Source organism: Massilia scottii (assembly GCF_030846495.1).
GTDB classification, from domain to species: domain Bacteria; phylum Pseudomonadota; class Gammaproteobacteria; order Burkholderiales; family Burkholderiaceae_D; genus Telluria_A; species Telluria_A violaceinigra.
In genome coordinates, this window is sequence record NZ_JAVCWM010000007.1 from 55,147 (window position 1) to 69,208 (window position 14,062).

The following is a 14,062-nucleotide window of genomic DNA, read 5'->3' on the forward strand; positions in this document are numbered from 1 at the left end:
TTCAGTGCGAAGAAGGCGGGCACGCGATCGTGCCGCCCGGTGCTACCTGGTTTTCAACGGCGTGTTGAAGTCCTTCATCATGTCGTCCTTGAAGCGGTCGGTCTTGAACAGCTCCAGGCGCGATGGCGTGATCTTGCGCGGCCAGGCGTTATTGCTGTTGTCGATATCGGCCGTTTCCCAGTACGGGTCCTGGTTCAGGCTCACCATCGGTTCATCGGTGACGATCAGCTTCGTGATCTTCTTCGACGAATAGCGCCACACTTCGGCGGGAATGCGCTCGATGTACTTTTTGCCGGACTTGAGTTCAATTTCCAGCACCAGCGGCGTCACCAGCCCGCCCAGGTTGGAAAAGTCGACCAGGTACAGATGCTTGCCTTTGGCGAGCAGCGCTTTCTCCCAGTCTTCCAGGCCTTCGATGGACTCGCTGTACTTGTTGCGGTCCTTGTTGGTCACCGTGAAGTCGTCATGCTCGTTGTAGAAGTCCTTCAGTTCCGGGTGCGCATCGACGCGGCGCGGCGTTCCCTTGTCGCGCTGGGCCGTCACCGACACCGGCTCGGCATCCCTCTGCGCCTTTTTCCAGGCCTTTTCGATCTCCGGATTCTTGGTGCTCACGCCGTATTCGGTGATGCCGTCAACGCTGACGTCGACCGCATCGGTGGTGTAGAACCAGCCGCGCCAGAACCAGTCCAGGTCCGTGCCCGAAGCGTCTTCCATGGTGCGGAAAAAATCCGACGGTGTCGGGCGCTTGAACTTCCAGCGCTGCGCATACTCGCGGAAGGCGAAATCGAACAGCTCGCGGCCCAGCACCGTTTCGCGCAGCACGTTCAGCGCCGCCGCCGGCTTGGCGTAGGCGTTGTTCCCGAACTGCAGCAGCGACTCGGAGTTGGTCATGATCGGTACCTGGTCGCGGCTGCGCATGTAGTCGACGATGGTGCGCGCTTCGCCGCGCGACTTCGGATAGTTTTCCTCCCACGCGTTCTGCGCCAGGCCCTGGACGAAGGTGTTCAGGCCCTCGTCCATCCAGGTCCACTGGCGCTCGTCGGAGTTGACGATCATCGGGAAGTAGTTGTGTCCCACTTCGTGGATGATCACGCCGATCAGGCCATACTTGGTGCGTTTCGAGTAGGTCAGTTCACCGGTCTTCTTGTCCTTGACCGGACGCGGACCGTTAAACGAAATCATCGGATACTCCATGCCCCCGATCGGGCCATTGACCGAGATCGCCGCCGGATACGGATAGTCCAGCGAATACTTGTTGTACTGTTCGATGGTGTGGACGATCGCCTGGGTCGAATACTTTTCCCACAGCGGATTGCCCTCTTTCGGGTAGTACGACATGGCCATCGTGTCGGTGCCGCCCTTCTTGTAGCCCTGCGCGTCCCAGATGAACTTGCGGCTGCTGGCGAACGCGAAATCGCGCACGTTCTTCGCCTTGTAGTGCCAGGTGCGGGTGCCGCTGGCGCGCGACTTCTCGGCCGCCTCGGCTTCCTGCTGGGTGACGATGATCACCGGCTTGCTGCTGGTGCGGGCCTTTTTCAGGCGCTCGCGCTGGGTCGCCGTCAGCACCTCGCCCGGGTTTTGCAGCTCGCCCGTGCTGGCCACGATATGGTCGGCCGGGACGGTCAGCTGCACGTCGTAGTCGCCGAATTCGAGCGTAAACTCGCCGGCGCCGAGGAACTGCTTGTGCTGCCAGCCATACACGTCGTAATAGGCCGCCATCCGCGGGAACCAGTGGGCGATCTCGAACAGGTCGTTCTTGTCGTCGAATTTTTCGTAGCCGGTGCGTCCGCCCTGGATCTTGGCGTCGTTGATGTTGAAGCTGAAGTCGATGTTGAACGACAGGCGCGCGCCCGGCTTCATCGGCTGCGGCAGGTCGATCCGCATCATGGTCTTGTTGATCGTGTAGCGCAGCGGCTTGCCGTCCGCGCCCCTGACCGCGCCGATGGCGAAGCCGCCCTCGAAGCCGGGGTTCTCCAACAGCGAGCGCATGCCATCGAAGCGCATGCCGTCTTCGTCGCTGCGCGCCTTGGCCCAGGCGTCGCGCGAGGCTACCGTGGCCGACATGCGCGCGTCCGAATCGGGCTTGAAGATATTCTGGTCCAGCTGCACCCACAGGTAGGACAGGGTGTCGGGCGAGTTGTTGTGGTACGTGACCGTTTCGGTCGCGCTGATGGTGCGCTTGTTTTCATCGAGGCGCGCGCGGATCGTGTAGTCGGCGCGCTGCTGCCAGTAGGCGTGCCCGGGAGCGCCGGCCGCGTTGCGGATCGTGTTCGGCGTCGGCAGCACTTCCTCAAGCTGGCGGAACTTGTCGTCGAACGGTTCGGCGGCCGAGGCGATGCCCGACACGAAGAACAAGGCTGCTAGGCTCACCGGGATACGGATCATGTTGTCTCTGACTTTTCTCGTGAAAAAGAGGAAGTATTCTAAACGTACCGATTAGTCAATTGTTTCAGGGAATTGTAAAAAACCTGAAACATACACGCAGGTGCGCGCTATGATTGTTGAGGCCGATTTTTGCGGCCGATGGTTGCGGCTTATGCGCGGGGGGGCGAGGCGGAATGGAAATGAACTTCAAGGCGAGCATCCTGATTGTCGATGGCGTATCCGACAACCTTGTGCTGATGGAAGAGCTGCTGCAGGAACGCTACCACGTGCGCCTGGCGCGCAGCGGCGAGGACGCGCTGCGCATCGCCCAGCAGGCGCCGCGGCCGGACCTGATCGTGCTTGGTGGCGCGCTGGCGGACGCCGACAGCATGCGCGTGTTTCAAGGCTTGAAGTGCCAGGTCCTCAGTGCCGAGACGCCGGTGATCATGCTCGTTCCCGAAGGTGGCGCGCAGCTGGAAGAGCGCGCGTGGCGCGACGGCGTGGCCGATGTCGTGCAGCTGCCGTTCACGGCGGGGGCGCTGCTGGCGCGGGTGGCCACGCAGTTGCGCCTGCGCGCGGCGGACGCCATGCTCAAGGACCAGCACCGCCACTTCGAGCACCTGGTGGCCGAGCGCGCGCGCGACGCCGGCTTGATGCAGGATGCCACGGTGCTGGCGATGGCGGTGCTGGCCGAGTCGCGCGATCCTGGCGTGGGCCAGCATCTTCTGCGCACGCAGCATTACGTGATGGCGCTGGCGCGCGAGCTGCGTTTTGTGCCGGCCTGCACGGCCGAACTGACCAACGAAAATATCGCGCTGCTGCACAAGGCAGCGCCGCTGCACGACATCGGCAAGGTGGGCGTGCCGGATGCGGTGCTGCTCAAGCCGGGCAAGTTAAGCGACAGTGAATTCGAGCTGATGAAACTGCACACCGTGTATGGGCGCGATGCGATCGCCGGCGTGGAGCGCACGCTCGGCGGCAGCAATGGCTTTCTGCGTTACGCGCGCGAGATCGCCTATTCGCATCAGGAAAAGTGGGACGGTTCGGGCTACCCGGAAGGGCTGGCGGGGGACGCGATTCCGCTGTCGGCGCGGCTGATGGCGGTGGCCGACGTGTACGACGCGCTGATCACCGCGCGCGCCTACCGGCCCGCGTTCACGCACGAAACCGCGGTCGAGCTGATCCGCCAGGGCCGCGGCGAGCACTTCGATCCCGACGTGGTCGACGCGATGCTGGCCATCGAAGAGCGCTTCAAAGCCATCGCCGCCGAGTTTCCTCCCCCCTGAACCGGGGTCAGAGCTCTGACTCGAAACCTTTTTGTTGCTTAACCGGGGTCAGACCTCTGATTCGAAACTTTTTTGTTGCTCGCGAGACCGAAATTCAGGGGCGTCAGGTGAAAACGTGAGTGAATTCGAGGCGGTTTGCGCGTGCTGCCCACGTTTCGTTGTCAAAACCGGGGTTTGACCCGGTTTTCCGGTTTAGTAACCAGATGCCCTAGTGCAATGTTTCGAGTCAGAGGTCTGACCCCGGTTGTAGAGGTCTGACCCCGGTTGTAAGAGCTCTGACCCCGGTTGTAGGCGGTTTGAGGGGTGTTGTAGGAGGTTGTGGCAGGCTGGAAGTGTTGTTGGGCCGCGCCAGTTGTGCGATTTCCGCATGCCAATATGCTATAGTCAATTCGCATACCCGGGCCGCGCCCGGCCTTCGGTACAACGTGGAGCGAACCGATGCGGACTCAAGGATACCTGGCCTTCGTAGTCGGTATTTGTCTGACCATGTGGACCTGCGTTGCCGTGCTCGATGCGCAGCAGGCGCGCATTGCGGCCATCTTCCAGCGCGACGCCGACAAGGTCGCCAGCGACACCAATGTGCGCCTGCAAACCTATTTCGACATGCTGCTCAGTATTAAGGGCGCCTTCGCCGTCAACGAAAAGGTCGACCGCGAGCAGTTCGCCCGCTTCGTGCGCGAGCTCAATCTGACCAAGCGCTATCCGGGCTTCCAGGCCATCCAGTTCGTCCGCCACGTGCCGGCCGCCGACCTGGCCCGTTTCGCCGAGGCCGTGCACAACGATACGCGCCTTTCTCCGGTCGGCTATCCGGCGTTCATTGTGCATCCGAAGGTGGCGCGCGCCGACCACTTCATCATCGAATACACCGAGCCGCTCAAGGGCAACGAGAATGCCTTCGGCCTCGATCTGGCCGCGTTGCCGCCGCACCGGGCGGCAGTCGAATCGGGGCGCGACAGCGGCGAGATCGTCGCCACCGAGCGCATCATCCTGGTCCAGGACGACACCGGCCAGCCCGGCTTCGTGGCGCGCGCGCCGGTGTACCGCCAGAACATGCCCCTGACGACCGTGGCCGAACGGCGCGCCGCGCTGGTGGGCCTGGTGGCGATCGTGTTCCGCGTGAAGAACCTGATGCACGAGGTGATCGATCCGTCGCTCCTGAACCAGATGGCGTTTCGCATCCACGACGCCGGCAATGTGTCGGACGGCGCCAACGCCCCCTACGCCGCATCGAACGTGATGTTCGATACCAGCGGCACGGGGGCGGCTCCGCTGCCGGGTTTCCAGACCGAGGCGCGCCTGAACGTGGCCCAGCGCCAGTGGGTGATCCGCTTCGACGCGCTGAGCGGCAGCCGTTACAGCCGCGATGCACGGCCGGTGATGGTCATCGCCGCGGGCGGCCTGGTGATCAGCACCCTGATCGCGGCGCTGATGATCGCTTCGCGCCGCAGCCGCATCCTGGCGCAGCAGCTGCGCGTGACGCTCGACGAGCAGCGCGCCTTCCAGGACAGCGCCAGCGTCGGCATCGCGCTGTTTTCGCACGGCGTGATCATGCGCTGCAACCGCGGCATGGAGGAGATGATGGGCTACGCGCCCGGCGAACTGGCGGGCAAGGAGACGCAGGTGCTGTCGCGCCCCGCGGCGGCCGGCGCGGCCGATCCGTTCGCGGTCGATCCGCAGACGCGGCGCTGGCAGGGCGAGCTTAAACTGCTGCGCAAGGATGGCAGCACGATCTGGTGCCTGATCAACGGCAAGGCGCTCGACGCATCGGACCTGACCAAGGGCGGCGTGTGGGTGATCCAGAATATCAGCGACCGCAAACACACCGAGGCGGCCCTGGTCCACGCCAAGGATGGCCTGGAGCACAGCCTGGCCGAACTCGAACAGCAGAAGGCCAACGTGGAAACCGCGCACCGCGACTTGTCAGCGGTGCTGGCCACGCTCAAGCAGGCCCAGACCAATCTGATCACGTCGGAGAAAATGGCGTCCCTCGGCTCGCTCGTGGCGGGCATCGCGCACGAACTCAATACCCCGATCGGCAACAGCCTGCTGACCGCCACCGCGCTGGCCGACATGGTGGCCGACTTCGAGCGCAAGTACGCGGGCGGCGGCATCAAGCGCTCGGCGCTGGAAGCGCACATGGCCGATACGCGCCTGGCGTGCGACATCATGGCCAGTTCGCTGCGCCGCGCGGGCGACCTGATTACGTCGTTCAAGCAGGTCGCGGTGGACCAGACCAGCGACCAGCGGCGCCGCTTCGACCTGTGCGATCTGGTGCGCGATACGCTGGCGACGTACGCGGCGCAGCTGCGCCGCGCCAATTGCGAAACGCGCATGGACGGCCCGGCCAGCCTGCTGCTCGATTCCTATCCGGGCAGCGTGGGGCAGGTGCTGTCGAACCTGATCAACAACGCGCTGCTGCACGCGTTCGAGGGGCGCCCGAGCGCGCTCATTACGATCACCGCGCGCGAGATCGAGGACGACCAGCTGTTGCTCATTTTCAGCGACGATGGCGTGGGCATGCCACCCAAGATCCTGCACCAGGTGTTCGATCCGTTTTTCACGACCAAGATGGGGCAGGGCGGCTCGGGACTGGGGATGAACATCGTGTACAACATCGTTACCGGCATGCTGGGCGGGAGCATCGAGATCGAATCGTCGCCCGAGCACGGCACCAGCGTGACGGTCCGCATTCCGCGCAAGGCGCCCAACCGCGAGAGCGAGGCGGCCGACGTCAACATGCTGCTGATGTAAAGCTGCCCGGTTCAGGCGGCGTAGCGTTCCCTGAGCAGGCGCAGCATCGCCACGTTCAGGTCCCACGCATCCGAGAGCGGCTCGCCGCTGAACGGCATGCTCTGGGTGTAGGGCACCGGCCCGAATTCGGGCGTGATCGTCATCAGTGTGGCGCCGGCGGCGCGGCGCAGTGCGACGATGCGGTCCCACCATTGAAGATGACGCGCCAGCTCGGCGGCGAACTGCGGTGCGCGGAAGTCGCTCACTTGCGGCCCTTGCGCATGGCCGACGCGCGCGTGGATGTGGCGCACATGCGGCAGTGTCGCCGCCAGCGTGGCCGGCTGGTCGTCCAGCAGCGATTCGCACGCGCAGCACCAGTGCGACAGGTCGGCCGTCAGTTCAAGGTCGGGCAGCTCACGCAGATACGGCAGCAGCAGCATCGGATGGCCGGAAAAGCGGCTGCGGTGGATCTCGTGCACGATCGGCACGCCATGCTCGCGCGCGATTCGGCCGGTCAGCGCGATCAGCTCCAGGTTTTGTTCATGCGTATAAAAGTCCTTGCCCGTGTGCGTGTTGACGAACAGCGGACGCGCGGCGCAGGCATTGGCCAGGTAGGTCGCCAGTGCATCGCGGTGCGCGTCGAACTCCGGGTGGAACACGGTTTCCCACTGCTGCGCGATGAGCAGCAGGCCGGCGTCGGCGATGCGCGCGCGCCAGTCGTCGCGCTGGGCGGCGTCGAGTGGCAAGGACATTTCAATGCCGTCGAAACCGGCCGCCTTCACGCGCTCGATGAATACGCCCGGGGCCAGGTCGTTGCTGCCCCAGTGCGGGGCGAAGATGCGGATATCCATGAACTAGTCGAAGCCTCGCACCGGAAAGCTGGCGTCGCGCTGGATCCAGTTCTGCGGCGAGTAGACGGTTGCGCCATCGGTCGCATGCAGGGTGTACGCATGGCGCGATACGGGCGAACGGTTCGGGGCGCTGTAGTGCGGCAGCAGCCCGTGAAAACATACCAGGCTGCCGGCTTTCGCTTCGAGCGGCACGGCGGTGCTGTCGTCCGGCCACGGCATGGTGTCGAGCGTTTCCATCTTGATGGCGTCGCCATGGCGCACGAAGCGCTCGCGCAGCGGGCCGCGGTGGCCGCCCGGTTCGACCCACAGGCAGCCGTTTTCGATGGTGGCGTCTTCCAGCGCGAACCAGAAGGTGGTCACGCTGATCGGCGTGGTCTCGAAAAAGGTCGCATCCTGGTGCCAGCGTACTTCGCCGCCGATGCCGGGCTGCTTGAAGATGTACATCGATTGCCACACCTTGGGATCGCTCAGTCCCAGGTCGCGCGCCACCGCGGCCAGCTTCGCATCGCGCGAAAAGGCGGCGAACACCGGGTCGAGGTCGTGCAGCGCGTGGCCGATCTTGTTGATCGACAGGGCCTTTTCCTGGCGCAGCTGGCCGTCCGCACCGAATGCTTCTTCTTCAAAAAAGCAGCGGATGGTGTTGTCCGAGCGCAGGAAATACTCGTCCGTGGCGGTGGTCTGGTCGCGCGTGGTGAAGATCGAGCGGCCCTGGCCTGGATCGAATTCGTTGACAATCTCGCCGGCGCGCTGACGCAGCCTGGTAATCTCGTCCATTGTCTTGAAGCCGGGGACGACAAGGTAGCCGTCGCGCTGGAACTGGTCGCGTTGTTCGGTGCTGAGCATGAAGGTGGCTCCTGCCATGATGGAAGCTGCCATTGTAGGGTTGGCTCCGCAACCCCGCAATTGGCGGATCGGTTGACAGATTGTCGCCATCCGGTTGACAATCGGCCGCATGGATCAACTGCGCGCAATGGAGATTTTTGTCGAGGTGGCGCGCCTGCGCAGCTTTTCGGCCGCCGGGCGCCGCCTGGGGCTCACGCGCGCCATGGTCAGCAAACATATCATGCAGCTGGAGGCGAAGCTCGATGCGCGCCTGCTGCACCGTTCCACCCGCGAAGTGAGCCTGACCGACGCCGGCCACGCCTATCTGGCGCCGTGCCTGGCGACGGTGGAGCAGGCGCGCGAAGCGGCACGCGCCATCAGTCCGGCCGGTGCCGAGCTGGCCGGGGCGCTGCGGATCCAGGCGCCGTCCGGTTTCGGCAGCGCGTGGCTGGCCGATGCGGTGGCGCGTTTCAGCCTGCGCCATCCGCTGCTCACGCCATCGCTGTTCGTCGACGATGCGCTGCTCGACCCGATCCGCCATGGCTTCGACCTGACCATCCGCGTGGGCGGCATCCCGGACAGCAGCGGGCTGGCCATGCGCCGCCTGGCGCCGTGCCGCGGGGTGCTGTGCGCCAGTCCGGATTACGTGGCCAGGTGGGGCATGCCGCAAACGCCGGAAGCACTGCTCGATCACCAGTGCCTGCACTTCAGCCACCTGACCGATGGCACCAGCTGGCACTTCACGCGCGGGAGCGAGCGCCGCACGGTGCGCGTGAACGCCGGCTTCACGGCTAACAATGGACTGGTGCTGCAGCAGGCCGCCGAGCGCGGCCTGGGCATTGTCTACAACACGACCTTCCTGGCGTGGCAAAAGCTGATCGATGGCGCGCTGCTGCCGGTGCTGCCGGACTGGGAGCTGCCGCTGAACGACCTGTCGGCCCTGTACCCGGCCAGCCGCCAGCTCTCGCCCAAGGTCAGGGCGCTCGTCGATTTCCTGGTGGAGGAGTACCGCGTGGCCCCGTGGGACCTGGCGCTGGCCCGCGCCGGCATTCTGTAGTCATGCCCCGGCGTTACGCCTCGGGGCCGACCTGCCAGGCGCCGTCCTGGTAGACCAGCTCCTCGTCCAGGTACACGCTTTCGGTCACGGCGAAGATGTCGACGTGGTAGCGCGCATCCTTGCGCTTGAAGCCCGGCTTGGGATAGACGCCATGCTTGGCACCCAGCGACAGATGAATGCCGCACATGCGCTCGTACGTGCCGATGTCGTTGACGCGGCGCTCGCGGGTAAAGGCGCGGTTCATGCCGAAACCCAGTTCGCGCACCCACACTTCGCCTTCCTCAAGCCGGATGGTCTCGAGCAGGCGCGCGAATTCGGGCGTGGCGTCGACCGTATCGACCACGCGGCCACGTTCGATCACCAGCGTGATCGGGGTGTCGGGGCGGTTGACCATGTACGAGGTGTCGCCGAACACGTGCACCCGTACGCGCCCGTTGACCGCTTCGAGGTCCTGCGCTTCGGTGAACACTTCGCCGATCGGGAACTGGCCGCCGACGTTGTTCATGCCGCTGTAGTCGCCCACATTCAGTTTGGCCGGCTCGAACGGCGAGGCGAATACCAGCGTCTCGCCGCCGCTGTGCACCACGCCGGTCGATGCGGCATCGATGCGGCGCTTGAGCGCCTTGCCCACGCCGCGGTAGTAGGCGCTGTCGTAGGCCAGCGATTCGATGTAGTGCTCGCCCTGCGCGCCCGGCATGCGCGACAGGTGCACGTGCTCGATCACTTTCAGGCCCAGCTTGAACAGCTCGACCCGGATGCGGAAGGCTTCGAGCCGGAAGTTGGTCGACTGGATCAGCACCACCAGGTCGTGCGCCGCCATGCCCTTGAAGGCGGCCAGCACGTCGTCGGCGGCCACGGTATCGAAGTCGATGAAGACGGCATCGGGCAGATTGCGCCGATAGCCTTCGGTCAGCGCGCGCGCCAGGTCGGAGCGGCAGTCGTGCACCACCAGCGCACGCTGGGCCGGGCCGTGTTCGACCACGGTGGCGAGCACCTCGTGCAGGTGGGCGGCGGCGGCATCGACGGCGTGCGCGGGAATGTCGCCCCAGGGGGCGGCGGTCAGGTCAGGGGAGGTCATGGTGCGGTGCGAGGGTCTTGGATGACCGCCATTATACGTGGCGCGCAGGCATGGTTTTGCTTGGTAGCCACACTTCCTTGTCGAAGGAATAATGCTATGTGTAATTTATTTCGATGACCCAACGGGCATATGTTAGCGTCAGGTAAAACTACACGGTGCAAAGCCGGGCCCCCCGATCTGACCAACCACAGGAGATACAGATGAAATCATTGTTCAAGCAACTGATGTTCGCGGTCTTTGCCTTCACCCTCGCCGGTGCCGCCAGTGCGCAGGATGCCAGGCGCGGCACCGCCGATGAGGCGGTGGCCATGGTCAAGAAAGCCAGCGCCTACCTGAACGACAACGGCCGCGAGAAAGCGATTGCCGCCTTCAACGATCCCAAGGGCGAATTCATCAAGGGCGATCTGTACGTCTTCATGTTCACCTTCGACGGTACCGCGCTCGCGCACGGCCAGAATGCCAAGATGGTCGGCAAGAACCTGATCGACCTGAAGGCCGGCGAGGTGTTTCCGATCCGCGAATTCATCAAGATCGCCAAGAGTCCCGCCGGCACGGGCTGGTTCGGCTACAAGTGGCCCAATTCGATCACCAAGGCCATGGAAGAGAAAAACACCTACATCGAGCGCAATGGCGAGGTGCTGATCGGCGTCGGCACCTATAAATAGATCAAAATTGCGCTGCCCCCCTGAAAACCGTCCTTGCCGACAATGGCGGTTTCTCTCCAGGCATCCGGTCCCGCCCCCTGAAATACCGCGAAACGGTACCCGGCAAATAAACCGCGTAGCCAACCCGTTTGCGCTATGATTTGAAGAGCAACAACGGCCCGCTTTGACGGGCCGCGACTTCTTATACATATATATGGCGGCAAGCGACATGGTACACCGATGGGAAACGCCCGGCAGCGTCTGGCTGGAAGATGAACATACGGCGCAGTTTGAACTGGCGTCGAGCGAAGGACTTGGCCGCGTCGAGCGCGAGGCCCAGTCGCGCGGCCGGCTTCCCGATATCGCCCACCTGCTCGGCGCCTCGCTGCCGCTGTCGTGCGGCTGCTCGCCCATCTATCCCGAAGGTTTCGCGTTTTGCCCCACCTGCGGCGCGCCGCTCGACAAGCTGGCCGGCCGCGGCAAGACCCCGCCCGACTGGTGGGGACCGTGGTCCGACCGTCTGCTGCCGCGCCATGTGCCGCATGGCCTGAGCGTGACCGCGCTGGCGCTTGGCGACAGTCTCGAAGAACGTCCCGCCGCGCCGGCCCCCGGCCGCCCCGACCGCAGCATGCCGGCCCCGCCCAATGCGCACTGCGTGTTCGCGGCCGGCGCCTTCGGCTTTTCCGCGCAGCGCCTGATTGCGCTGGCCCATGCCCGCAACGTGCTGCAGTACTGGGACCCGCTCGGCGCGGCCTGGCATGTCATGGCGGCCGAAGACAATTCGTCCGACCTGACCTTCAGCGCTCCGGCCTCGTCCTACGCCTGGCTGCCGGCGCCTGACCCGCTGCGCGGCGAAGTGGGACTGGTGCCGACCGACCGCGGCCTGCGCCGCCTGTTCATCGATCCGGTCAGCGAAACCTGGCGCACCGAGTCGGTGTTCGACGGCCATCTTGCCAGCGCACCCGGCGCCATGCGCCGCCACGTCGCTTGCCTGGTCAACGGCGAGGCCGGCGTGCGCCTGTGGAGCGCGCACAGCGACATGAGCAACGAAGTCGTCTACGAATGCGACGCCCCGGCCGGCCACTGGGAGCGTCCGGTCGGCTACGACGGCAAGCTGTTCTGGCTGCACGCCCAGGGCCAGATGGTGTGGCAGCCCGGCGCTCCACCGCAATGGATCGCGTGGCCGGCCGGCTGGTCGCCGCGCCTGCAGTTCGGCGGCCCCACGCAAAGCCGCGACGGCCGCCTGTGGCTGATCGGCCATGATGGCCAGGCTTATTCCTTCCTCGAACTGGGCAAGGCCGACGGCCAGCTCGAAGCGCTGTCCGGTGCGCGCCTGGGCTTTGCCAGCCTGCTGTTCCGGCGCGGCCATGCGGTGGTGGGCGAACCGTGGGGGCAGGAACACGTCGAGGATCCGCACGACGACGACGCCATGGTGCTGCCGCTGCTGCGCGGCTTCAATAACAACCGCAGCCAGCCAAGTGGGCTGGTGCTGCGCTTCCACCAGTACACCGGCATGGCCGAAGATGCGCTGGCCGGGCGCATCATCGCGCGCACCACGGTCGAATGGATCGGCAAGCGCAATGTGATCCTCGACGACATCGCGCGCCTGGCGCGTCCGCTCGAGTGCGTGCCCTTCGTGTACGACAACTGCCTGTGGCTGCACCATCCGGACTGGAACCAGGTGCGCGGCTGGCATCTGGACGCACTGTCGTGACCCGGTGGCTGCCGCGCACCGCGCGCTTCGCCGCCAGCGCCGCGCTGCTGTGCGCCGGCGCGCCCGCGCTGGCCGGCTCGCACGTGTTCCTGGTCCAGAACTCCGGCTGGATGGAGCCGTTCTATACCGATCCGGCGTCGCCCTTCAAGCCGCTGGTGGCCGAAATCGTCATGGCCGCCACCCGGCCGGGCGAGCCGATGGTGCTGGCCGCGTTCAACCAGGGCGTTCCGGGCGCGCCGTCGCCCAGGGCGCTGCTCTCGCTCAAGGTCGACCCGGTCCCCACGCGGCGCCAGGTGGTCGGCGCGCTGGCCGCGCTGGAGGTGGCGCGCAAACCGGGCAGCACGGCGCTGGCCGACACCGACCTCAATGAAGCCGTCGGTTCGGCCATCGGTACGGCGCTGGGCGGAAAACCGGGCCTGGTGTGGCTGTTCACGAACAACCGCAACAGCCCGAACAACGACCAGGCGACGGCGCTGCGCAACCGCGACTTTTACCAGCTGATTCACCGCGGCGGCGCGATCAGCAAGGCGCTCGCCTTTCCGCTGCAGATGCCGGTGCAGGGCGCGCAGTACCGCGCCAACGGGTTGATGGTGTACGTGTTCGCGGTGGGCGCGCAGGGCGCGCGCGAGCTCGATGCGCTGCTGGCCACCGGCCGCCTGCAACAGGTCATCACGGAGCCGGCCGCGCGCCTCAAGCCGCTCGACCGCGACACCGTGCGCCTGGTGCCGCGCAAGGTCAGCGACGGGCCCGGGGTGGCGTTTTCGATGGCGCCGAACGGCGTGCTGCATGCCGACGTCGATGCCGAAGCGCGCACGCCAAGCGCCAGGATCGAGTGGAACCTCGAGAACACCATGTACCCGTACACCATCGTCAGCGCCACCCTCGGTGCGCGCTCGGTGCTGGGCGGGGAAAACCACCCCATCGAACTGGCCGGCACCCAGGTCAGCAAGCTCGCGCCGGGCAAAAGCGCGCCGCTGGCCTCGACCATGCAGCTGCCGGTGGGCCAGCTGCCGGGCAAGTGGTCGATGCAGGCCGTCACCTCGGCCGGTTCGGCCTACGTGGTGCCGGGACGGATCGAACTGCAACTGAGCGGCCAGCGCCTGGAACTGTCGCACGCCTTCCGCCAGCGCATGGCCACGCTGTTCCCGGGCGACCCGCTGCCCGACATCTTCACGCCGCCGGCGCAGATCGACGGCTCCACCGCCGTGCTGCCGATCGAGGTGCGGGTGCATTACGGCCTTGGTCCGCTGGTGGCGCTGATCGGCGCCGCGCTGGCGCTGCTGGGCGCGGCGGCTGCCGCGGTGCTGGCCATGGCGCGCCCGCGCAAGGCGTTCGTGACGGTGGAGGATGAACTGCGTACCATGCACGCGCGCGCCGGCACGACCCAGCCGATCTACGACAAGGCGGGCAACAAGGTGGCGCAACTGAAAACCACGCTGTTCGGCCACCAGCTGATCGACCTGCGCGAAGGCGCGCAGGTCCGGCTGGGCCGCTGATCCATCCATTATTATTAGGA

General features: G+C 65.5%; 10 protein-coding genes. 6 read left to right on the forward strand and 4 right to left on the reverse strand.

Annotated features, from left to right (window positions below):
- Positions 1 to 42: 42 nt before the first annotated feature.
- Positions 43 to 2,385 (reverse strand): M1 family metallopeptidase, encoded by a 2,343-nt coding sequence (locus RBA41_RS11550; RefSeq protein ID WP_306623919.1) that lies wholly within the window; start codon positions 2,383 to 2,385, stop codon positions 43 to 45.
- Positions 2,386 to 2,564: 179 nt separating this feature from the next.
- On the opposite strand from RBA41_RS11550, the gene RBA41_RS11555 reads away from it, so the two are divergent.
- Both RBA41_RS11555 and RBA41_RS11560 read left to right on the forward strand, forming a co-directional pair.
- Positions 2,565 to 3,650 carry an HD-GYP domain-containing protein gene (locus tag RBA41_RS11555; RefSeq protein ID WP_306623921.1) on the forward strand — a complete coding sequence of 362 codons (1,086 nt, stop codon included), beginning with the start codon at positions 2,565 to 2,567 and terminating at the stop codon, positions 3,648 to 3,650.
- A 438-nt stretch (positions 3,651 to 4,088) separates the two neighbouring features.
- Complete coding sequence (locus tag RBA41_RS11560; protein ID WP_306623923.1) at positions 4,089 to 6,401, forward strand: CHASE domain-containing protein; 2,313 nt, start codon at positions 4,089 to 4,091, stop codon at positions 6,399 to 6,401.
- 11 nt (positions 6,402 to 6,412) lie between these two features.
- Here the strand turns inward: RBA41_RS11560 and RBA41_RS11565 are convergent, their stop codons facing one another.
- Together RBA41_RS11565 and RBA41_RS11570 are read right to left on the reverse strand one after the other, a co-directional pair.
- Positions 6,413 to 7,231 carry a sugar phosphate isomerase/epimerase family protein gene (locus RBA41_RS11565; protein ID WP_306623925.1) on the reverse strand — a complete coding sequence of 273 codons (819 nt, stop codon included), beginning with the start codon at positions 7,229 to 7,231 and terminating at the stop codon, positions 6,413 to 6,415.
- 3 nt (positions 7,232 to 7,234) lie between these two features.
- Positions 7,235 to 8,107: a phytanoyl-CoA dioxygenase family protein gene (locus tag RBA41_RS11570; protein ID WP_306623927.1), complete on the reverse strand. Its 873-nt coding sequence runs from the start codon at positions 8,105 to 8,107 to the stop codon at positions 7,235 to 7,237.
- A gap of 76 nt (positions 8,108 to 8,183) precedes the next feature.
- Between RBA41_RS11570 and RBA41_RS11575 the strand changes: the two genes are divergently transcribed.
- Complete coding sequence (locus tag RBA41_RS11575) at positions 8,184 to 9,110, forward strand: LysR family transcriptional regulator (RefSeq protein WP_306623929.1); 927 nt, start codon at positions 8,184 to 8,186, stop codon at positions 9,108 to 9,110.
- 13 nt (positions 9,111 to 9,123) lie between these two features.
- On the opposite strand, the gene RBA41_RS11580 is transcribed toward RBA41_RS11575, so the two are convergent.
- The gene (locus RBA41_RS11580; protein ID WP_306623930.1) at positions 9,124 to 10,188 is read right to left on the reverse strand and encodes a M29 family metallopeptidase; all 1,065 of its coding nucleotides are present in this window, start codon (positions 10,186 to 10,188) and stop codon (positions 9,124 to 9,126) included.
- Between the two features lie 200 nt (positions 10,189 to 10,388).
- Between RBA41_RS11580 and RBA41_RS11585 the strand changes: the two genes are divergently transcribed.
- From RBA41_RS11585 to RBA41_RS11595, 3 genes are all read left to right on the forward strand, one after another.
- On the forward strand, positions 10,389 to 10,853 hold the full coding sequence (locus tag RBA41_RS11585; protein WP_306623932.1) for a cache domain-containing protein: 465 nt from the start codon (positions 10,389 to 10,391) through the stop codon (positions 10,851 to 10,853).
- Between the two features lie 208 nt (positions 10,854 to 11,061).
- Positions 11,062 to 12,546 (forward strand): hypothetical protein, encoded by a 1,485-nt coding sequence (locus RBA41_RS11590; protein WP_306623934.1) that lies wholly within the window; start codon positions 11,062 to 11,064, stop codon positions 12,544 to 12,546.
- Positions 12,543 to 14,042 carry a hypothetical protein gene (locus RBA41_RS11595; protein WP_306623936.1) on the forward strand — a complete coding sequence of 500 codons (1,500 nt, stop codon included), beginning with the start codon at positions 12,543 to 12,545 and terminating at the stop codon, positions 14,040 to 14,042. The genes RBA41_RS11590 and RBA41_RS11595 overlap by 4 nt, the downstream gene beginning before the upstream one ends.
- Positions 14,043 to 14,062: the final 20 nt, after the last annotated feature.